Origin of the sequence: Pelomonas baiyunensis (genome assembly GCF_043555935.1) — a bacterium.
GTDB lineage: Bacteria > Pseudomonadota > Gammaproteobacteria > Burkholderiales > Burkholderiaceae_C > Pelomonas > Pelomonas baiyunensis.
Map to the genome: position 1 here is coordinate 100949 of NZ_JBIGIB010000007.1, position 21142 is coordinate 122090.

At 66.6% G+C, this 21142-nt stretch carries 18 protein-coding genes; 11 read left to right on the forward strand and 7 right to left on the reverse strand.

All coding sequences use genetic code 11. From position 1 onward, the window contains the following. Positions 1–4 precede the first annotated feature (4 nt). Entirely contained in the window at positions 5–559 is a 555-nt protein-coding gene (locus ACG01O_RS20775; RefSeq protein WP_394387354.1) for a PEP-CTERM sorting domain-containing protein, read from the forward strand. A gap of 155 nt (positions 560–714) precedes the next feature. Here the strand turns inward: ACG01O_RS20775 and tssA are convergent, their stop codons facing one another. The 7 genes from tssA to ACG01O_RS20810 all read right to left on the reverse strand — a co-directional run bounded on the left by tssA (position 715) and on the right by ACG01O_RS20810 (position 10037). Further along, on the reverse strand, positions 715–1776 hold the full coding sequence (tssA, locus tag ACG01O_RS20780; protein ID WP_394387355.1) for a type VI secretion system protein TssA: 1062 nt from the start codon (positions 1774–1776) through the stop codon (positions 715–717). Between the two features lie 116 nt (positions 1777–1892). Continuing rightward, the gene (locus ACG01O_RS20785) at positions 1893–2681 is read right to left on the reverse strand and encodes an OmpA family protein (protein ID WP_394387357.1); all 789 of its coding nucleotides are present in this window, start codon (positions 2679–2681) and stop codon (positions 1893–1895) included. 1 nt (position 2682) lies between these two features. Continuing rightward, positions 2683–3672, reverse strand: a complete 990-nt coding sequence (gene tagF / locus ACG01O_RS20790; RefSeq protein WP_394387359.1) for a type VI secretion system-associated protein TagF — start codon at positions 3670–3672, stop codon at positions 2683–2685. Next, complete coding sequence (gene tssM, locus ACG01O_RS20795; protein ID WP_394387360.1) at positions 3672–7640, reverse strand: type VI secretion system membrane subunit TssM; 3969 nt, start codon at positions 7638–7640, stop codon at positions 3672–3674. Before tssM ends, tagF begins: the two co-directional genes overlap by 1 nt. 23 nt (positions 7641–7663) lie before the next feature. Next, positions 7664–9112, reverse strand: a complete 1449-nt coding sequence (locus ACG01O_RS20800) for a hypothetical protein (protein ID WP_394387362.1) — start codon at positions 9110–9112, stop codon at positions 7664–7666. A 28-nt stretch (positions 9113–9140) separates the two neighbouring features. Then, positions 9141–9407 carry a PAAR domain-containing protein gene (locus ACG01O_RS20805; RefSeq protein WP_394387364.1) on the reverse strand — a complete coding sequence of 89 codons (267 nt, stop codon included), beginning with the start codon at positions 9405–9407 and terminating at the stop codon, positions 9141–9143. A gap of 27 nt (positions 9408–9434) precedes the next feature. Then, positions 9435–10037, reverse strand: a complete 603-nt coding sequence (locus tag ACG01O_RS20810) for a M15 family metallopeptidase (RefSeq protein ID WP_394387366.1) — start codon at positions 10035–10037, stop codon at positions 9435–9437. A 992-nt stretch (positions 10038–11029) separates the two neighbouring features. Between ACG01O_RS20810 and ACG01O_RS20815 the strand changes: the two genes are divergently transcribed. From ACG01O_RS20815 to ACG01O_RS20860, 10 genes are all read left to right on the forward strand, one after another. Then, entirely contained in the window at positions 11030–11587 is a 558-nt protein-coding gene (locus ACG01O_RS20815; RefSeq protein ID WP_394387368.1) for a hypothetical protein, read from the forward strand. Positions 11588–11592: 5 nt separating this feature from the next. Next, positions 11593–14757 carry a type VI secretion system Vgr family protein gene (locus ACG01O_RS20820; RefSeq protein WP_394387369.1) on the forward strand — a complete coding sequence of 1055 codons (3165 nt, stop codon included), beginning with the start codon at positions 11593–11595 and terminating at the stop codon, positions 14755–14757. Positions 14758–14760: 3 nt separating this feature from the next. Then, a complete protein-coding gene (locus tag ACG01O_RS20825; protein WP_394387371.1) occupies positions 14761–15648 on the forward strand; it encodes a DUF4123 domain-containing protein in 888 nt (295 codons plus the stop codon). Further along, positions 15641–16105: a DUF3304 domain-containing protein gene (locus ACG01O_RS20830; RefSeq protein WP_394387373.1), complete on the forward strand. Its 465-nt coding sequence runs from the start codon at positions 15641–15643 to the stop codon at positions 16103–16105. The genes ACG01O_RS20825 and ACG01O_RS20830 overlap by 8 nt, the downstream gene beginning before the upstream one ends. Before the next feature lie 8 nt (positions 16106–16113). Continuing rightward, positions 16114–16590, forward strand: a complete 477-nt coding sequence (locus ACG01O_RS20835; protein WP_394387374.1) for a DUF3304 domain-containing protein — start codon at positions 16114–16116, stop codon at positions 16588–16590. Then, positions 16587–18236, forward strand: a complete 1650-nt coding sequence (locus ACG01O_RS20840; protein ID WP_394387375.1) for a T6SS phospholipase effector Tle1-like catalytic domain-containing protein — start codon at positions 16587–16589, stop codon at positions 18234–18236. Before ACG01O_RS20835 ends, ACG01O_RS20840 begins: the two co-directional genes overlap by 4 nt. Positions 18237–18496: 260 nt before the next feature. Continuing rightward, positions 18497–18748, forward strand: coding sequence for a hypothetical protein (locus ACG01O_RS20845; RefSeq protein WP_394387377.1), 252 nt, complete (start codon positions 18497–18499; stop codon positions 18746–18748). Further along, positions 18745–19455 carry a hypothetical protein gene (locus tag ACG01O_RS20850; RefSeq protein ID WP_394387378.1) on the forward strand — a complete coding sequence of 237 codons (711 nt, stop codon included), beginning with the start codon at positions 18745–18747 and terminating at the stop codon, positions 19453–19455. Before ACG01O_RS20845 ends, ACG01O_RS20850 begins: the two co-directional genes overlap by 4 nt. A 161-nt stretch (positions 19456–19616) precedes the next feature. Further along, complete coding sequence (locus ACG01O_RS20855; RefSeq protein WP_394387379.1) at positions 19617–20006, forward strand: hypothetical protein; 390 nt, start codon at positions 19617–19619, stop codon at positions 20004–20006. A gap of 164 nt (positions 20007–20170) precedes the next feature. Next, entirely contained in the window at positions 20171–21004 is an 834-nt protein-coding gene (locus tag ACG01O_RS20860; protein WP_394387381.1) for a universal stress protein, read from the forward strand. Positions 21005–21142: the final 138 nt, after the last annotated feature.

Consider the following 21142-nt stretch of genomic DNA (forward strand, 5'->3'; position numbering starts at 1 on the left):
ACTGATGATCAAGTTCAAGCAACTCGCGGCCGCAGCGGCCCTGGCCCTGGCCGGCCTTCACACACAGGCGGCTCCGGTCGCCGTGGACGTGTCCGGTGCGGCCAGCCGTGGCCTGCTGGGCGATGCGGGCAACACCGTGTGGCTGGTCAACGTGGGCGCCAACGCCGTGCTCAACAGCCTGAACTGGCAGGTGCTGCTGGAAGCCTTCACACCCAGCTTGCTGTCGGAAATGCAGGTCAGCTTCGGCAGCTCCAGCGGGCTGGATCAAGTCACCCTCACCCCCGGCATGGCCGACGCGCTGAGTGGCACGGGTCAATACGCCGGCTCGGTCGACCTGTCCGGCTACGGCCTGAGCGTAGGCGCCGACGGCCTGCTTCGCCTGGAGTTCAGCGAAGCCTTCGTGGACGCCCAGGCGGGCGGCCTGGACGGCGTGTGGACCTCGGGCCAACTCACGTTCGACGTGGGTTCCGGCAACCTGCCCGAGCCCGCCGGCCTGGCGCTGGCACTCACCAGCCTGGCGGCCCTGGCTACGGCCCGTCGCCGCATGCGTGGAGGCTGAAGCGGGTCACCCGCCGGGCACCCCGGCATGACAAAGGGCGCCCCGTGGGGCGCCCTTTTGCTGGGGTGTGGATGAGGCCTGCGCAAGTGGCGAGCGATGCCATCAACGCGTCTTTAACGCGGCTTTAAAGCGGCTTCATCAAGCCTCGGCCGCGTTCACGACTCGCCGCCCAAAGGCTCCAAGCCCAACAGCTCGTCCAGCCGAGACAAACTGCCCTCGTCCTTGAGCACCTGGCGCAGCCACGCGTGCAAGGGCAACTCGCCCCACTTGGCGGCCTTTTCGGCCAGGTAGGCCACCGGACTGTGCGGCTCGGTGCGGCGGAAGTAAGCCGCGACATCCCGCAGCTGCTGCAACGCCTGTGTGCGGCTTTGCAACACGCCGGAGGCCGCAGCGGAGGTGGTGGCGGACGGAGCTGTCGAGCCCTCCTCCCCAGCATGGGCATCCTCCGAACCGGCGGCCAACGTCGTCGGCTGTGCGGCACCCAGCCCGCTGTCGCGCCCCAGCCGCTGCAAGCTCTCCGCCGCAGCCTCCAGCGCTTTGTGGGCCGCAGAAAACGCCGGGCCGTCATCCCCAAACCGACGGTCCGCCTCGACCTGAAGGTCGTGCAGCGCGGCGCGGGCCGCCGAGGCCGCGTTCATCAAGGCCTCGAAACTGCTGTGGCCGCCTTGGGCCAGCGCCCGTTGGATAGCATCCAGCGCGGGTTGCCCTTCGGGCGGAGGCGTGCCCTCGCGCTGGCGCTGGCGGGCCTGATCGACCTCCATCAGCGTGACCTTGCGCCGGTTGAGCGTGAGCACGGCCGCTTGCTGGGTCAGCGGCGCCACGCGCATCAGCAACCAGTTCAGCGCGCCAACGCGCTCATCCGGGTCACCACCTTCCATCTGCGGATGCACCGTGTCCCACTGCTCGCGCAGCAGTGCTGCCACCAGCCCCAAGCCATCGGCCAGCCCGCGCAGACCCTGCACATGCGAGCGGGCTTCTGCCCACCAGGCCCCCACGCGCAGGTCTTGGGTGCGGCTTTTCAGCAGCGCTTCGCAGGCTGCGGCTGCGCCCGGCCAGTCGGCCACCTTCAACGCGGTGACCCACTCGCCCTGGGCGAGCGTGGCGTCGTCTTCGCGCCGCAGCTCGGCAATCGCGTCGAATTCCGGCGACAGGGACAGGTCGACGCCCGAGGGCGCGTCGGGCGAGAGGACATGAACAAGGTCAGCGATACCGGTCATGGGAGGGTCATTGGCAATCAGGTGAAGAGGAAGCCGCCGCGGTCAGGCGGGCGAGCGGCAAGGTGGGCTGCGACGGTGGAAGCCGAGCGTGCGGTGGCGCCTGGCGGTGCGCCGCGTCACGCGAGCACACGAAACTCGATGCGGCGGTTGCGGGCGCGGCCTTGGGCATTGGCGTTGTCAGCGATCGGCCGGTCGGGCCCGGCACCGCGCGTGACGATGCTGGCGGCGGGCAAGCCGCGCTCCACCAGGTAGCGCTTGACCGCCTCGGCGCGTGCCTGCGACAGCGCGACATTGGCTTCGCGCACCCCGGCGTTGTCGGTGTGGCCGATCACCTCAAAGCGCCGGCCGTTGAACTGCTGCAGCACCGGCAGCAACTCGTCCAGGATGCGCTGGCCTTCCAGCGTCAGCGTGTCTTTGGCCGGCTCGAACTCGACGATGCGATCGGCCAAGGCCGCATCCAGCTGCGCCTGGCCGCCGCCCACGCGCAGCCCGTTGCGAACGCTGTACGTGGTGTTCACCAGGGCGGCGTTGAGCTGGCTGCCCAGCTTTTGCTGAACGCCGGCGTTGGCGACCTGGCCTTCGATGTCGATGGTGGTGCCGCTCACCCGCAACTCGCCCTGCGACACCTGCCGCAGTTCGGGCGTGATCAGTTTCGCCACCTGCGGCGCCCAACTGGCCGGCGCGCTGAGCTTGCCAATGGCCAGTTGGTCCACCACCTGCCGGTCGGTGCCGTAGACCTCGCGCACCCGCTGCAGGATGGCGCTTCGCGTGGCCTCGTCTGGCACGGTGCCCGACACGACGACGGGCTTGGCGCCCGCAGTCACCGGCTGCGCCACGACCGGCCCGTGGGCCACGGCCACCGCAGCCCACAGCAACGCGGCGCCGAATGGCTTGCTTGTGTTCATGTCATTCCCCCAAGAAGGCTTCGCGGAAGGTGCGCCCCACCTGTGCCAGAGACAGCCCTTGCTGCTGCAGATAGCTGGCAAGCTTGCGCACGGCGGGGTCTTGCTGGGCCGGTTCGTCGGCCCATTCCGGGTTGAGCAGGTCCACGTAGGGCGCCTCCTGTGGGCGGCGTCCGAGGTAGGCTGCCAGAGCAGGCGCACTGCCGCCGGCAAACCCGATGGCGATGGAAGCCGGCGCCTCGGGCGACTGCGGCAGCAGCAGCAACACCTCAAAGTCCGCCCGCGCCAGGAAGCCGCGCACCAGGTCGAGCCACCAGCTGGCCATGTAGGGGCGGTAGAGCGGGTCCATCGGCAACGGCAAGCGCACGCCCGTGTCCAGCCGGGCACTGCCGCTGGCCGGCACGGGCTGCAAGAGCACGCCCAAGCCCAGCACGCACCGCGCGAAATCCACTTCCCGCGCCGCATGGTTGAGCAAAGCCTGGGCGCTGCCCACGGTCTGCATGTCGGTGAAGTCAGCCGTCGGCGCGTCGTAGGCCGCAGCCGCCGTGTTCACCTCCACCCGGTGCTGGCCCAACGCAGCCAGCACCGAGGTCGGATCAGCCTCCTGCTGCGCCCGGCGGGCCCATTGGTCGCATTGGGTCCAGAGCCGGTTCAGGGCCAGGGGCGCGCGCCCCATGAACGAGGCCGGGTCATCCACTTCCAGCATGCCCGCCACCAGGAACGGAAACCGGCGGCCCGACCCGTCCGCACTCGGGCGGATGTGGCCGGCCACCACGTGCGGCCGCCGCGGGCCCAGCACCGCGAAGTGCAGTGGCTCTGCGCCGTCGTACAACTCCTTCCAGCGGGCATCCGCCGCCAGCAGGTCCAGCGCACCGCTGAACCAGCGGTCAAAGATCTGAACCAAGCCTGTGTGCGTGGCACTGCGAACAAAGTCGCCCCGACCCGGGAGCTTGCCGAAGTGCATCAGCTGCACTTGTTGTTGTGAGCTGCTCATCAGCGCTTCTCCCCAGCAGCCGACGCCGCATTGCGTGCGGCCGTTGCCGCGTTCATGGTGCCGGCTGCGGCCGGCGGCGTGGCATCGGTTCCCACCACAAGTGGCGGCAGCTTGAGCCCGCGCAACGCAGCCACGCCACCCACTGGCACGCCAGCGCCGCTGGTGCCCGCCGCCCCCGGCGCGGCCGGCGTGGGCGTGGCACCCGGCGCCTTCAGCAGGCGCAGATGCACCGTGACCGCGAGTGGCCCCTGAGACCAGCTCAGCTCGCTGTCGCCATTCGGCAGCTTGCGGATCTTGGCCTGATCGAACATCTTGTTCATGCCGAACGCGCCGCGTTCATCCAGGAACTCGACCTGCTTGCCTTCCAGCGTGACGCCGGTGATGCGCACACCGGGCTGCGGCGTGGGGTTGGGCCAGACCATGTCTGTCCAGGTCGCCGCCGTGTTGCGGTAGCGCAGCGACTGACCGTCGACGGTGATCGTGTACTCCAGCAAGCCCGGCGCGCCTTGCGGCAGCAGCTGGAAGGCCGTTTGTGCCGCAGCCGGCGCGGCTGCGCCGGCTGCCCCGGCGGCGCCAGACGTACCCGCAGACGCCGTGCCGGTGCCCGCGGCCGCCCCATCCAGCGGCGCCACCCACCCGCCGTAGCCTTGGGCGAACTCCGGCCGCAGCGTGATGCCCAGCTCCGCCCAGGTGCGGGCATCCACCATGGGGCCGCGCCGGTTCACCAAGCGGCCCAAGGTGTCGGTGCCGAACTTGGCAATCGCCCCCGCAGGGCCGAACACGGCGGCGATTTCTTCGGCGCCGGCCTCCACGCGGGCGGCCGCATTGAACGGGTACTTGGCCGCGAGGTTGCGCTGGAACGGGCCGTAGACCTCGGCTTCCCAGCGTCGGTTCAAGTCCACTTCGGCGCTGGGAATCAGCACCGCGTAGGCCTGAATCAACGGTCGCACCAGCAATGGCCGCAAGGCATTGCGCTGGCTGGCCGGCATGGCCGCCAACATGCTGCTGTCCACATGGTTGAGCGCTTCACCCAGCGGAGATTTCTGCCCCTCCAGCGTGGCGGCCATCAGGGCGGCAGCGCCCGGCCCTTTGTCGCCCTGGTTGTTCAGCGTGTTGAACGCCTCGCGCACCGTGGACAGTTGCTTGAGATATTCCTCGAGACCCGTAGGCTTTCCATCGCGTGCCAGCATGACCTGGGTCAAGCCGGCGAACTCTCGCCCCACCGGCCCCATCGGGATCTCTTTGGCCGCGGCGCCGCTGACGTTGACGCCCACCTCCACGCGGGACGGCGCCAGGTTGAGCACCGATTGCTTGAACCACTCCACGATGCCGGCTTGCGCCTTGCCCAGCCGTTCGTTCAACAGTGACGGGTTGTCCCACGACGTCTGCTCGAACAAGGTGTTGAACAGCGCCTTCAGCGGCGAATTCCGGGGCTCGCCCAGCCGGTTGAGTTGACGCACGGCATCGGCATAGTCCGCAAACCCAGCCACGCTCACGCCCTGCAGGAAGCGTTGCCACTCCTTGACGTACTCGGTCTTGTAGAGCTCGGTGAGCGCGGCACGAATCTGCTCCGGGCTGCCCTCCAGCGAAAGATCGTCCTTCTGCGCGGCGTTCAGCACCCAGTCCACCCGCTGCAACTCGGCGGTGGCGGCCTCTTTGATGGCGCCCTGCACATAGCCTTCCCAGGCCTGCCGCGTGAACGTGCCCGAGATGGCGTAGCTGCCCGCCAGCGGCGGCGTGCTGCCGACCTCAGGCGCCTGACCGGCCTCGGTCAGGATGCGAGCCACGGTCATCGTCGGGAACCGGGTGGCTGCGCGCGCCTTGATCTCGGCATACACGCGCTCGCGGGCCGGCATGCCCCGCATGACCCGGCGCAGGTTTTCACGCGTCTGGTCCACCAGGCCCAGGTTCGGAGCGATCACCGGAAAGGCTTCGTCCTGCAGATTGGCCAGACTGAAGGCCAGCACGCGCTCGGCGCTGCGCAGCAGCTGCTCGCGTGGCAGCGTGCCCCGGTGCTCGTCCAGCCACACACGCCAAAAGCGCGTCAGCTGGTCGGCCAGGTGCGACTGCTCCATGCGATTGCGCTCGGCGAGCATGAGGTAGCTCTTGAGGGCGTTGTAGGCCTCTTCGGTGTTGCCGGGCGACAGGTCGGTGAAGCGGGAGCGCACGGCGCTGCTGGTCACAGCGGCCACCGGTGAGCCGGCTGCTGCACCGGATGCCGCGGTGCCCGCAGCGGCGGCGGCTTCGGGCGCAGCGCTCATCGGTGCACGCACCACGGGTTGCAAGGCGGATGCGTTCTGGTTGACCTCGGCCAGGTAGCCCTCGATGCCTTGCTGCACTGGCTTGAGCAGCAACTGGCGGACCCCTTCGAAGTACTCCAGCCGGAGCTTCCGCTCGATGGCCTCGCCTTGGTAGAGCCCCAAGCTCAGTCCAACCGGCCGGTTGTCACGCAGGGCCTGCAGTTGCTCGATGCGCTGCTGCAGCAGTTCCAGCGCCTCGAGGCGCGAGGCCAGATCGGTGCGCTCGGCCTGAAGGCTGACCACCTTGCGCAAGTCGGCCTCCACGCTTTGCATCAGCTGCCGGTTGCCCTGGTAGGCCCACGCCCAGGCGCCGAGCATCAGGGCCAACACCGCGACGCTGCCGCCGAACGCGGCCAAACGCAGGCGCTGCTTGTTGCGGCTGGCATATTGCTTGACCAGCCCGCGGTCTGCGAACACGACCTGCCGGAACAGGTCGCGCAGGAAGTAGCCGGAGCCTGACAGGATGGTGGCGCTGCCGGTCAGCCGGGGGGGCTGCAGGCCGAATTGGCGCGCGACATCTGCGCTGGCATGGCTTTGAGCTTCGCCTTCCTGCACAGAACTCGTGAAGTAAAAGCCCCGGAACACCGGCTTGAACTGGAAGGGGTTGTCCTCGAACAAAGTGGCCACGAAGGCACGCAGGGCAGGCTTCAAGGCCTGGAATTCCAGCGGGAAGCTCAGCACGCCCACCGGCAGCGCCTGGCCCCGGGCGAGCGACATGCGCGCGAGGGTGGACTCCTTCAGCCCATCAGCAAGCTCATCGAAATGCTGGTCAAACGCGGCCACGGCATCGACCGAGGCGTCAAGCTTGTAGGGCAAGGTCGCGCCCCACACCTTCTCGCGCTCGTCCGTGTCACGGTCAGAAAAGAAGTCGACAAAGCCCGCCACCAAGTCCATCTTGGTGAACACCACGTACACCGGTGGGAACACCTCCAGCGTTTCGGTCAGCTCTTGCACCCGCTGCCGGAGGTTCTTGGCCAGCAGGTTGGCGGCTTCGGCCGACGCGGAGTTCAGCTCCGCGATGCTCACCGCAATCAGGATGCCGTTGATGGGCGCCAGCGGCCGGGTGCGTTTGAGCAGACGCAGGAAGCCCAGCCATTGGCGACGGTCTTCTTCATGCACCGCGTATCGCCCCGCGGTGTCCAGCAGGATGCCATCGGTGCTGAAGAACCAGTCGCAATTGCGGGTGCCGCCAATGCCTTGCACGGCCGCGCCTTGCTTGTCGGCAAAGGGAAAGTTCAAGCCGCTGTTGGCGATGGCGGTGCTTTTGCCCGCAGCCGGGTTGCCAATCACCATGTACCAAGGCAGCTCGTACAGGGCGGCCTTGCCCACCGACTGCCCGAGCTTGGAAGTGGTGATGGTGCTGACCGCCTCGTCCAGCCGGGCGCGCAGGTGGGCCACCTCGGCGCGGTCCCGCTCGTCTGCAGCGCGATCGGCCGCATCGGCCTCGTCCAGCCCGGCGGCCAGGCGCCGTGCGGCGCGCGCCGCCCAGAGCTTGCGCCCCAGCCACACGCCGCCGTAAGCCAGCACGGCCAGCAGCAGCAACGCGACCGCCCACATCAGGCTCAGGCGCAGCACGTCCGCCCCCAAGAACAGAAAGATGGCCAAGGCCAGCAGGCCCAGGACGCTCAGGACGCGAACGTCGAACAGAAAACGTAGAAACAGCTTCATGGCATGCGCCGCTCAAACTCAAATCAAACGGAAACAGGGGATGGCTCGGGCGCACTGACCAGCAGGCCCAACCGCCATCGAGGATCGTCCAGGTGCAACACCAGGCACGGCGAGGGCCGGTCGCTGTCGTCCGCGCCCGACTGCGCGACGCCATGCGCCGCCAGCGCCACGTTCGCCAGCAGACCGACCGTGCCTTGGTGGCCGCAGCCCGCCGCGAGCGCGCGAACGTCTTGGATGGCGTCCAGGTGCGGCAAGCGCGCGATGACCGCGGCGAACAACTCGCCGTTGCGCACGCCGTGGCGGTCGACATCGCAGCACAGGGCTTGAACCCCTTCAGGCGGCAAGCCTTGGGCCGCCAGAACCGCCGACATGGTGCGCTCCAGCGCCTCGCTGTTGACGCGCCCCGGCGCATCCACCGGCTGGCTGCGTTCGGTGCGCACCGCACGGTGAAGACACGCGAGCACCGCCGCCGACGCTGGCTCCAGCAACGCGTTTGACGCCTCGCCCCGCACCCCGCCTTGGCGCGCCCAACTTGCGGACGCCACCAGCAACGCGGCAGCCCCCTCGCCGGCCATCCGGCCCCGCGGTGCACGCTGGGCATCGAAGAGGCGCTGCTCGGTGTCCCAGCGGTCCAGCAAGTCGGGGTCGAGCTCACTCTGGGCCGCCGCCACCAACAGCAAGTCAGGGCGCCGCTCGCGCTCCAGCACCGCAAGCACCGACTCGGCGTGCTGCCACAGGCCCACGCCAGGTCCGCCGTGCAGCCACACCTCCACCACTCGTGCAATGCCCTCCAGCCAGGCCGGCGCCTGCGCTTGCAGCCACGCGTGGGCCGACTCGCGCTCGGCACCGGCCACCTCGTCGGGCAGGTGCACCAGCAGTCTCACCGCAGGGAGGTCGCCCTCGGCTGCAGGGCGCACGGGCCACCCAGCCGCGAGGTCCTGCATGACGGACATCAACGTCGCCAGTGCCCGCGCGGTGCGCGGCGAGGCTTGCGCGATGGCAGGGTCATGCGCCACCACGTCCATGGAAAGTTCACACCGTGCGGTGTGCAACGGCAGCCCCTCGTGGTTGGTCAACTCCGCATCGGGCCCCGGCTGCACCGTTTGCTCTCGCAGGGCCTCGTCCAGCGCCTCCACGCCGGTGGCCCCGGGCAGGTGCACCGCGCTGGCCAGCAGCAGAGCGGGGCGAGAACCGGCTCTGGCGTCTGCAGGCGCATTCGGCCCCGGCGCCTGCGCCGGTGCAGGACTTGCGTTGGGTGAGGCCTGCGCCATGCCCGGCAGCACGACCGCCCGCCACGCCCAGCGCAACAACACGCACGCGGCAAACAGCAGTGCCGGCAGCACCACCAGCCAGTACACGACGTCGGCCGTGGACACGTCGCGCCGGCTGTGTTGCCAGTGCCACAACACCGGCAGCCAGACCGCACAAACCACCAGCAACAGCAGGGCCAAGGCCCGGAACACCACCGTCACCGCTGCCCCTTTCGATCGCGCTCGCCGCTCAATCGAAGCTCACGCTTTGGGTGGCCAACAAGGTCGCGCCACAGGCCGTCTTGTCGCCATGCCGCGCGGCCGGCTTGCCATCGATCAAACAGGTGGGGTCACCACTGACGATCGTCGTGGTGCCGCCGTGCCCCTTCTTCGGGCAGCTGACCTTGTCGCCCACACGCGCGATGGCCTTGCCCATCACGGTGCTGACTGGCGAACCCTCCAGCACGACGCCGCCATGGTCGGTTTTGTCCCCAAGAACGATGAATGGCTTGCCCACAATGTTTCCTCTCAATCAGTTCAACAGTCAGCGCCCGCGAATCACGCCTGCGCGCGGAAGTTCGATGTGGCCCAGGTCTCGCAGCCGGGTCCAGGTGCCGCCCCAGGTCAGGCCCAACTCCTGCGCCAGCGCGCCGTACAGCTCGTAGCCACGCAGTGCCCACGCGTCGCGTTCACTGAGCACGATGCGCCCCTCGCGCACGAATGCGATGTCCGCCGCGAGCCCGTACTGGTGGTAGCTGTCGTTGGCGCCGGCCAGGGTCACCGTGGGCCCCAGCGCCTGCAATGCGGCTTGCCGCTCCGCACTTCGGTAGCCCTCCAGAAGCACCAATTCGTAACCGTGGCGCTCTTGCATGAGCCGAAAGATCGCCAGCAGCCGCTGACGGAATTCAGCATCCAGCAGCGCCCACTCCCGGTTCGCCGAGCCGATCAACGGACGTGCGCTTTGCACTTCGGCTTGCAAGAACAACTCGGGAGGCAGTGACGGCGGCGGCACCAACTGCTCCCCCTCCAACAGGGCCGCCACCTGCGCGTTGCCGGGGCGCTGTCGGGTGTGGTCGTACAGCTCAGGCGGCGCGGCCTGCCGCAGCCAGTACGCGGCCAACGGCACCGCCGCCAAAGCAACGAGCACCACCGCCCCCGCCCGTCCGCGCGAGAGCCACTTCGCGCGCAGCGCCCCCCCGATGCCCCTGGTTGCCGAGTGCGCACGACGCAGGACCACCAGCCCCTGCGCTCCACTCCCTGCCGCAGCACCACGGGCCTGCATCCACATGCGCACCGCACGTGCTCGCACGCCAGGAATGAAACACAACGCGGACAGTGAGATTGCCAACAAAAAATACAACCCAATAACAATAACTACATCAAGAAACATTTGTTTCCATCGTTACCCGCAGCACTTAAAACGCTGAATTGATTATCAAACATCAGCCCCAGTTTGAATTAGGGATGGAAAACCATTGAAAGTCGTGCATCACCACCCAACAAGAGCTGGCGATAAGCAAGCAACGTCGTCTACATCGCTCTTTCTGCACCGTATCGGCGCCAACACGCGAACAACTCTCACCATCGAACCAGGACCAAATAAACGCAGTCGAGACCAATCAATAATCAAAGCACCCCCGCGAAAACGGGGGGAGAAAAACACCCAGGCAATCGCGCCCACCTAAAATTAAATTCCTTCCAAACGAGCTGCCCGTGCACCCACGGCCAACAGCACATACTCACGCGCCACCGCAGCCATCGGTTCGGGGGACGCACTCAGATTCGCTGACCAAAGCGCCCCGCCCTCGCATGGACCGTCCTTCTCATCCCGCGGCGCCCCGCCCTCTGCCACACCGCCGTCCCAGCCTCCTCGCTGCCGGCGGCAACACCGCGGAAGACGACCAGGGCTTCAGCGTCAGCATCCTGTCGGCAGCCCACGGCGCACCAGCGCCACGCCGCGACCGACGTCCAAGGGGGCGAAGCGCCAGCTTTCAGGCGGCGGGTTACGCGATGTGGGCGGTGGGGGCGGCATTGGCGGCCTTGCTGACGTGGGCTGGCGTGCGGCACTGGCAAGCGCGCACTGACGCGTCGATCGCCACAACCCCAGCTGCAGCCACCTTGCCAAACCCGACCCCGGTCATGGATGCGGCAACACCTGCACCAGCCCTTCCCGCCGAACCGGCGGCCTCCGCACCGGGTGCTCTTGCGACGCCGACCGCTGAAGCTGCCGCCTCTGCCAACAGCACCAACCCATTCGAGCGCCTGTCCGAGGCCAGCCCGCCCAAGGCGGCACAGGCCGCCGCGCAAGCAAGGCCGTCACCGCGGCCTGCGCCCGGCAGCACCAACGCCAAGCCGACAGCAACGCCCACGACGGCACAGCTGTCCTCACCCACGCGAGACCGCGACGCCGAGCTCGTGGCGGCCCTCATCGCCAACGCCGATGCCGGCCGCGAGGTCACGCTGCCGGCCAGCGGCACCCAGCCCGCCGCAGGCCTGCCCGTCAGCGCCGCCGACCGCAACCGACTCGCTGGCGAGCTTCGCTCTTGCCAACAACGCCACGCCAGCAACACCGCAGCACGCGACGCCTGCCGAGCGGACGCCTGCCAATCTCATGGCATGACGGGTCGCATCAAGTCCTGCCCCGCAGTGGGCACACGCGCTGACAGCAGCAACTCTCCCGCCGGGCCCCGGGCCTGATTGCCATGCCTGACTTGAATCAACTGATGGACGAACTCCGCGCCGCGCTGCTGAGCGACGCACAGCGGCTGTACCGCCTGGAAGGCAGCGCCCCTTGCGACCAACTTCTGGTCGAGGCTTGGGCTGAGCAAGCCGTGCTCAACGAGCCTTGGTCGCTGGAGCTGTCAGCCCTGTGCCCCGACCCGTCGCTCGACCTGGACGCACTTCTGCTCTCCCCTGTCGCACTGCACACGGTGCTGGCCGATGGCAGCAGCTTCACCCGCAACGCGCTGGTGCTCGGCGCCACCAGCGAGGACGCCACGCACGGCCTGCCCCGGTACCGCTTGCAGTTGGGGCCTTGGTTCGCCTTGCTGCGCAACAGCCTGCACAGCCGCGCCTGGCAAGACGAATCGCTCACCACCATCCTGGACGACGTCTTCAGCGCCTATGCCCCATTCGCCACTTGGCGGTACGAGGCCTGCGTCGCACCCCACCTCGATCGCAGCCCCTTCCTGGGCACCGACGGCTGCACCCGCCCCTACGTCGTGCAATACCGTCAGTCGGACCTGGCCTTTGTTCAGCGCCTGCTGCGCGAGGAAGGACTCGTGGCCCGCTTCGAGCGAGACACCGACACCCTGGTCATCCTGGCAGACACCACTTCAGCCGACAGCACACCCCTGGACATGAGCGCTGCGCCGCTCGGGGGCGAACTGCGCTTTCACCGCGCCGACGCCACTGAGGACAGCGACACGGTGCAACAACTCGGGGCGCAAAGGCAACTGGGCCTCGGGCGACTGAGCGCTTTGGCCAGCGCCACACGCGGCGGCCAAAGCTTGGCGGCCGCCGTGGTTTTGGCCGACGACACGCACGGTGCAGACCTGGACCCGACCCCGCTCGAGGGCTATGCCCCAGCGTCGCCCGCGCACGAAGGCGCGACGGTCGAGCAACTGGAACGCGCGCTGGACCTCACTGCCGACGGCATCCAAGCCCACCTCAAGAGCTGGATCGGTCAAAGCGGCGTGCGCAGCTTCACGCCGGGGACCCGCTTCACGCTGACCGGCAGCCCGCTGGACGCCCAACTCGCCCTTCCCGGCGCCGACCCGAAGGGGCTGCGCGAATTCTTGTTGACCGGCGTGATTGCCGTGGGCCTGAACAACCTGCCCGGCTCCCTCAGCCCCGACCTCGTGCAACTGCGCGACGACGCGAACACACCGGCCCGAGGCACACCCAGCCGGCGCCAGCGCACCGCCGCCCGCGTGCTGCCCGAATGGATCAGCCCCGCCCTGCGCCGCCAGGCCACGCAGAGTGGCTATGCCAATCGCTTCGCCGCCACGCGCACCCGTGTGCCCTGGCGGTGCGCGCCCTGCGGCATGGCCTACTTCGCCAACGCGGCCCCTGAGGATGTGGACCGCGCACCCAGCCTGGCGGCCCCTCAGGACCGCCTGCCCGCCTCACTGGAAGACCTGCACCCGCATGCGAGCAGCACCAGCGCGGTTCAGCCCGTGGCCCAGACCCGAGCAGGCCATTGGCCTGACGACTGGAAGCGCCTCATTCCGGCAAGCGCGGTGCCGGTTGGGCAGCCGCTGTACCTCAAGGCAGGCGCCCGAGCGCAAGACCTGCCTGGCGCCTTGCTGGCCACCATCGTGGACGCAGCCGGAAGCGGCACGGACGACCGGGCGGCCCACATGGATGCCCTGGGCCGTGTGCGCGTGCGTTTCGACTTCCAGCAAGGGCTGGACGCCGATGGCAGCACCACCCGCAGCTCACCCTGGGTGCGCGTGGCCCAGGCCTGGGCCGGCGACGGGCACGGTGCGCAATTCGTCCCCCGCCTGGGCCAGCGCGTGCTCGTGCAATGCCTCCACGGCGATATCGAACAACCGGTGGTCGTCGCCAGCGTGTACGACGGCCGTGGCGTGGGTGGCGTGCCGCGCACCCCAGGCGGTGACGCACCCGAGAGCGCCGATGCCCAAGCCTTTGCGTCCAGCCACGACCACCGCAGCAGCGCGCAAGACAACCTCGCGCGTGACGGCCACAGCCCCGTCTGGCATGGCGCCAGCGCCACGGACGACGGCCACCGCAACGCCGCCGGCATCACGGGCCTGCGCAGCCAGGCCTGGGACGGTGCGGGCTACAACCAACTGGTGTTTGACGATGCGCCCACGCAATTGCGCGTGCAACTCGCCTCCACCCAACACACGAGCCAGCTCAACCTCGGCCACATCATCCACACCGCCGACAACCACCGCGGCAGCTTCAGAGGCACAGGGTTTGAACTGCGCACCGACGCCTACGGCGCGCTGCGCGCTGGTCAGGGGCTGCTGATCACCACGGCCATGACGCCGGCGCAAGAGCCCGCCCAGGACAACACACCCGGCATCGCCCTGGGCAAGCAACTTGCGCAGTTGGCCCAATCGTTTGACCAAGCTGCGAACACCCACAAGACACCGACCTTGGCCGCCCAGCAAGGCACGACGAAGGCGGCCTTCAGCGTGATGGCCGGCGCCAAGCCCGAAGGGCCCGTGCCGGCGTTACTCACCTCGCTGAAAGGCGCTGCCGATGCCGCCGATTTCGCCCAAGCGCAGGGAGACGTTGCACAGCGCAGCACCTCCGTGAACGACACAAGGCTGCCCGCAACGGGAGCCAGCGCCCTGCACCTGCAGGGCCAAGCCGGCATCGCGGCCATTGCCGCGCTGGACCACGTGCACAGCGCAGGCCATGCCATCACCGAGGCCGCCGGCCAACACATCGAGCAAGCCGTGGGCGGCGATCTGCGCATCCACACCGGCCAGGCCCTGGCCGTGACTGCCGGCCTGATCAAAGCCGGCTCCGGCGCCGCAGGAACCGGCATCAGCCTGATCGCCGGCCAGCAGGACGTGCAGGTTCAGGCGCAAAGCGACACGCTCACCCTCGCCGCCATGAAGGACGTGACCGTGGGCAGCCAATCAGCCGGGATCGACTTGGCGGCAGCCAAGAAGATCGTGCTGAAGGTCGGCGGTGGGGCCAGCCTCACGATCGATAGCGGTGGGATCAACTTTGAGTGCCCGGGGAATTTGACGGTGAAGGCGGGGAAGAAGGAATTCCAGCGTGGCGGCAGGGTGGACTACGCGATGCCGACCTTGCCGAGTCAGGTCTGTGTGGCGTGTCTGCTGGCCGCCGCTAAGTCGGCAGCGCCTTTTTCGCCCAAGGCCTGACGCATGGACAGTTGGACCAAAAAACCGCGAGAGCAAGCCAGCGCCTGGCAGGCGATGGGCATGCCTCCGCTCGCGGCAGTGCGCGAGGGGGAGCGGCACTACCTGTTGCTGGATGCAGCGCAGGTCGATCAATACAGCCGCTATTTGAGTCGCTGGCTCGGGATCGCCGAACAGCGCCCCCTGCACGGCAGGCCGATTTCGCACGAACGCGCGGATGCCACGCCTCACCTCGTCGTGCTGCGCGAGCCCAGTGCATTGATCGATCACCGAGGCTCAGCACTGACCTCGCACTGCCGCTTCTATGGCGCCCTGGCTTGGCTGGTCTCCCCACTCGATATCGATACGCTGGCCGCGCGCCTGCAGCACAGGCTCGACGCGGAACTTCCAGACGAGTTCGCCTGCATCAACCGCTTCTTTGATGCGCGGGTGGTGCCGCACCTGCATGCCTGCCTCGGGGCCGCACAGCGCGAGGCGTTTTTCTCTGTAGCCCGGCAGTGGTGGGTGGTGAGCCACGAGCACCGTTGGCAGTCATTGAGTTGTGAATTCCAGGTTGATGATCCGTATCGCGGTCCACTTCACCTGGACGCGCGCCAGCAAGCCCACATGGTGGATGCCTGCTACCCCTACTCCGTGATCGAGCACTTCGAGCAGACCGACCCCGAACTGCTGGATGACCTCCTGCCCGCCCAGCGCTACAGCCACTTCTCGCAGGCCCTGCAGCGGGCTGCGGCCTACGGGATTGAAGGCGGCGCCAGCGCCGTGCTGTACTGCACGCTAACCCTGACACGCGGCAGGCGCTTTGACGAAGAAGGTGCCTGGCCTACGCTGCTAAGCCGGGTCAAACGCGGCGAGATCACGCTGCAACAGGCACTCAAGGCACAGCATGATTGACGACATGAAACGCAATTGGTTGAAGTGGCTCGGGCTAGCTGCGGTGAGTGGGTGCGCGCAAGCGCAACCCAAGAGCCGCTCGGTGAGTACGGTCAAGTTCAATTACACGGACCGCTACATCGGCGATGTTGTCGTGGATGGCGCTTGGACCGGGAGCGTCGATGCTTACGGAGGCGGCGGCGGCCTTGCACAGGGGCTGTTGGCGCCATCCGACCCAAATCGAAAGGTCGTGCTCAAAGTGAAGTGGCGTCTATCCGGGTTGTATGACATCGCCTCCAACACTTACTCGCGGCTGCCCGAGGAAGAGTTCGCTGCGGACGTTCCCGTCTCCTTGCCGTACCCGGCCAACCCCAGCTACCTCGTCCTTCACTTCTACCCAAACGGCCTCGTCGAGGCCGAGCTTGAAGCCGACCGACCCAAGCGCCGAGTTCCTCAACCGCCGGGCTATCACCGTTGAGCAGCCCCATGATTGACGACATGAAACGCAATTGGTTGAAGTGGCTCGGGTTGACTGCTCTGGGCGGCTGCGCGCAGGCGCAGCCGAGGAGTCGGTCGGTGACTGCGGTGGTGATTAATTACACGGATCGCTACATCGGCGATGTGTGGGTTGACGGCGTTTGGGTCGGTGCTGCCGACGCTTTTGGAGGCGACGGCAATCGCGTGGAAGGCCTCCTCGCCCCTGCCAACCCGAATCGCAAGGTTGTGGTCAAAGTGAAGTGGCGTCTTTCCGGGCTCTATGACATCGCCTCCAACACGTATTCGCGACTGCCCGAGGAAGAGTTCTCTACGGAAGTTCCGGTCTCTTGGCCCTACCCGCCCAACCCCAACTACCTCGTTCTGCACTTTTATCCGGATGGACGCGTTGAAGCCGAGCTTGAAGCTGACCAAATCAAGCGCCGAATCCCCAAGCCCCCGGGGTACCACCGAAACAGCCGTCAATGAAGAACCTTGACCCCAGCTACATCGAGAACCAGGTCGATTCCCAGCCTGGCCTGACCGAACCCGTTTCCGGAGCCCAGGGCGCGCAGACGGCCCGGCGGGCCCCAGGACAACGATCCTTGTCCGCCAAGGAGCGGGAGCAGCGGCAACTGGCGCTGGGCGCGACCGTGCCAACCAAGGAGGAGGCAATGTGCCAATGCACGAAGGTGCTGCACTTCGGCATGTTCTTTGACGGCACGGGCAACAACCGCAACGAGGAAATGGCAAAGCCTGCGGAAAAGCGCGCATTGAGCAACGTCGCAAAGCTCTGGGCTGCCCACCAGGAAGATCGCGACATTGTTCGCCGCTACGTCCCCGGCCTCGGCACCCCCTACGCCGAAATCGGCGACAGCGGCGGCATGCTTGGCAACGCTATCGGCAAGGGCGGCGAGCCCCGCATCAAGAAGGCCCTGAAACTGCTGGATGAAGAACTCGCCAAGGTGCCCAAGCAGCAAAAGGTCTTGCTCATCAACCTCACGGTGTTTGGCTTCTCGCGCGGCGCGGCCTTGGCCCGCGCGTTCGTACGTGATCTTGCCCAGAAATGCGAGACCAAGGACGAGGCCTACGAGTACCAGGGTATCCCCATCCGTGTGGCCTTTGCCGGCCTGTTCGATACGGTCTGTTCGGCTTACGACAGCCTGATCAGTGCAATGACCACCAGCAACGGTGGCCACAACGGCTGGGCAGCCGGGATGACGCTGCCACCCATGGTCGAGCAGTCCGTCCACATGAATGCCGCGCATGAGCAGCGCCGCCGCTTCCCGCTGGATTCCACCCGCATCGATGCGCGCTACCCCGACAACACGGTCGAGATTTGGTATCCCGGCGTGCACTCCGATGTGGGCGGCGGCTATGCCCCGCAGTTTCAGGGGCGCAACAACGGCATATCGCGCTTTGCGCTGAACCACATGTTCGACCTGGCCTTCGCCGGTGGCGTGCTGTTCAACCGCATAGAAGCCCTTGACCCCAGTCTGCAAGACGAGTTCAACAAGTCCGACCCAGCTTTGCGTGAGGCCTACAACGCCTACATAGATGCCGTGCCGGTCAAGACCGGGCCGATGGAGGAGGTGCAGGCCGCCCACATGCTCATGCTGCACCGCTGGCACAAGAAGCGCGCGCTGGCCAAGGTGGCACTGGGTTCGGTGCAGAGGCTTCAAGCACAACGGGACCGAGCCCGAGGCCTGCGGAACGAGGCGCGTGCCAAACAAGCCGCTCTAATCGCTTCGGTCGGCTGGCAAGACCCTGGCATGCCCGAGTACCTCGACCCGGACACTCGAGCCCGCCTCGACGCACTGCGCAAGGAGGTCAAAGCCCATGACGACGATCTCGACGAAGCAGAGTCCGCACTCAAAGACCTCAAGCAAGAAGAACGCAAGTTCCTGAGTGACATTGCGGAACTGCGGCGATGGCGAGCGGAGGGCAAACAGCTCGGTCTGCGTGACCGAACATTGCTTCAAGCTTGGGATGACGACTCGGAGCTTCCTGAGCAGGTGCAGGTCTTCTTTGATACCTTCGCCCATGACTCGGTCGCGCACTTCAACTACGACACCAGCCGCCTGACAGACTGGCGCACGATCTACTTTGGTGGGACGAAATACAAACCGACGTGAGCCGCAGCGTCAACACAAATCGCCTTCGCATCTCAATATTTGGGCTACTCGCCTGCCTCGTTGGATGTGCCGCTGCGACACCTGCCGCTGCGTCAGGCAAGTCGCCGACCTGCCAAATCGCTCAACCGCCAGATTCGGCCGGATTTGATGTGCTCATGGCGGTCCCCACGCGCGTGCATCCGGCGCCTTCAGCAATAACTTCGACATTCACAGGCTGCCAATCTGTTTGGTCAATCGATGGCACAGCGCTTGAATTGCAGATGCGCGTCGTATTCATCGCGGGCATGACAATTCAGGCAATCGCGACAGAAGAAGGCAAAGCCGTGCCAATGGAACTCTCTTGCACGCGCGTGAAACCTGGTGGAGCGCATGCTTTCGAATGCGAGCCCATTGGGCCCGTGCCTTTTCGCAGCCTCTCAAAAGAGTGCCTGAAGCCGCGTACGACGCCGGCGGACAGTCAGGGATATGTGATTGCTGGCGCCTGCGCAAAGGAAGCCGACGATCGACCATGACGCCACCGGCAGACCGGCTGGAATGCGCCCCGCTGCGGGAAATAGAGGGCGATGCACACAACACCAACGACGATACCAAGCTCTCAACGATGCGCCGCTGTATAGCAATTGCCATCATTCAGCTTGTTTTGTGCAGCCATGCATGGGCCGAGACCTATTGGTTGGCAAGATTTTCCCCAAGCAATCCAAAAAGGCCACCCACTCGCCTCAAGGTTGACCCGCCTACCCATACGGCAGTCGACGTCACCTTCATCACGATCGATGGCGATTTGCTGATCGTTAACGATCACATCTGCCACGCCAGACTGACAACCCCTGACCGACAAAGCCAAATCAAGTTCGACAACTGGGAAGAGGTCGAAGATACCGGCGGCTACGACAAGTTCAGGAACAACCTAATCACCAACCTCAAGAGCGACCCCAACACGTGGACCAAGACCATGTGGATGAAAGAAATAAAATCAGCAGCCCCAAACTACGACGGCGAATGCGGATTGTTCTCTGGAACGAGAAAAATATATTTTGGAAATGATGATGTCATCATTCCACAACCTTTCCATGGGTATTACAGATACATCAAAGGTCCGGCCGCTACTTTCCACACAACCATGAAAGAAGCCGAGCAGCGAAAGATCCTTGCCGCAGAGGACAGCCGAAAGCTTGCAGAACGCTTGCCGAAAACTCCTGGTGTCGCCAAAACAAAGTAAGCCACTGAGCCTTCTGAACGCGGCCTGAAGGCAGCACTGAACGCACTGAAGGCCATTGCCAGACGCTCGTTCGGTGCCTTTGGCCTCTTCACCGTCGCGTTCACTTGCTCGGCACAAGGCGTGGCCACAAATGAGGCGCCAGTGCCCGTTTCCAAACGCGAATGGCCCCGCTGGTTGAAGCGTTGGCCAACCACCGCGAGGTGCTGACCCAAGACTGGCCGGCCATCCGCGCCCTGTTGCCAGCCGGCTGTTTCCGAGACGCCAACAACGGTTCCGTCGCCTGCCCACCGGCCGAGGGTGTCCTTCGCATGTCGGTGGTCCCCGGCCCCTTGGGGCTGATCCACATCGTCTTGCAAACCCCTGCAACCTGCGACGCCCTGTATGAAGTCTTGAGCCAACGTTTCGGCAAGGGCGAACTTGCGAACGGCGACAAGTGCTACGCGAGATGGAAGCTGGGCAAGCGCGTCAGTAGAGGCAGCGTGAACGTCTCGCCCGGCCGCAAGAACCCGGCGGAGCTCCACCTGCAATTCGCCATCCAGCAAGGCCCGTGATGGCGCGTCGGCACGCGGTGCCGACCACATTCACCGACTCCTGAACCGCGTCCGTTTGACGCGCCGCAAAGCGGATCTCTGCAGCCACACCTACCCTGCAGGCACTGTCTGCGGCACCTGTGCTGCGGCTCGCTTCAAACGACATCCATGCTCAGGGAATTGCCATGACTCTTCGCTCGCTGCTGGTGGCGCTGGACGCCACGCCGGCCAACACGGCCCGTACTCGCATTGCTCAGGCCCTCGCCCAAGCGTTTGACGCGCACCTGATCGGCCTGGCGCCGGTGACGAGTCAGGCGGTTCAGTCGTTCCAGACGGCGGCCGCGATGGACGGCTACGTGGCCGGTGCAGCCACCGCCTTGTTGGGTCGGGCGGAAGACTTGGCCCAGCAGTTCCACCTCCAGTGCCGTGACGCCGGCCTGGCATCGTTCGAAGCCGTGGCCGACCGCGAACCCTCGCCCGACACCCTGGCGCGCCACGCACAGGCGGCTGACCTGCTGGTGATGGGCCAGCCGGACCCTTCGCTGCCGAACTACCGCCAAGCCCTCAAGGACTTGGAAGACCTGCTGCTGACCAGCGCGCGCCCGGTGCTGCTGATTCCGTACACCCACTTGGACCCGCTGCACGTGCGCCGCGTGGTGGTGGCGTGGGACGGCAGCCGCGAGTCGGTGCGGGCCATGACCGACGCCCTGCCGCTGCTGCGTCGGGCCACGCACGTCACGCTGGTGCATTGGCGTGCCGACCCGGCCGACGTCAGCGCCCAGCCGGCGCTGGCCAGCCTGCGCCAGTGGCTCGCGTTCCAAGGCGTGGAGGCCACGGTGCGTGACGAGGTCACTGCGCTGGCGGTGGGTGACGCCTTGCTGAATGCCGCGTCCGACCTGGGCGCGGACCTCATCGTCATGGGGGCTTACGGCCACGCCCGCTGGGCTGAGCGGTTGTTCGGAGGCGTGTCGCGCACGCTGCTGCAGTCAATGACCGTGCCTGTGCTGATGGCGCACTGACCCCGCGGTTGACTGCCATCAAGCCGCCCATGCGCGGCTTGCGCTAGCGTGGCGGCATGCATGGATTTCGAGAACGTACGCAGCGGAAGGCGCAGCCCGCCAACGGCGCCTTTCGCAGCTCTGGACGGCCGCTCCACG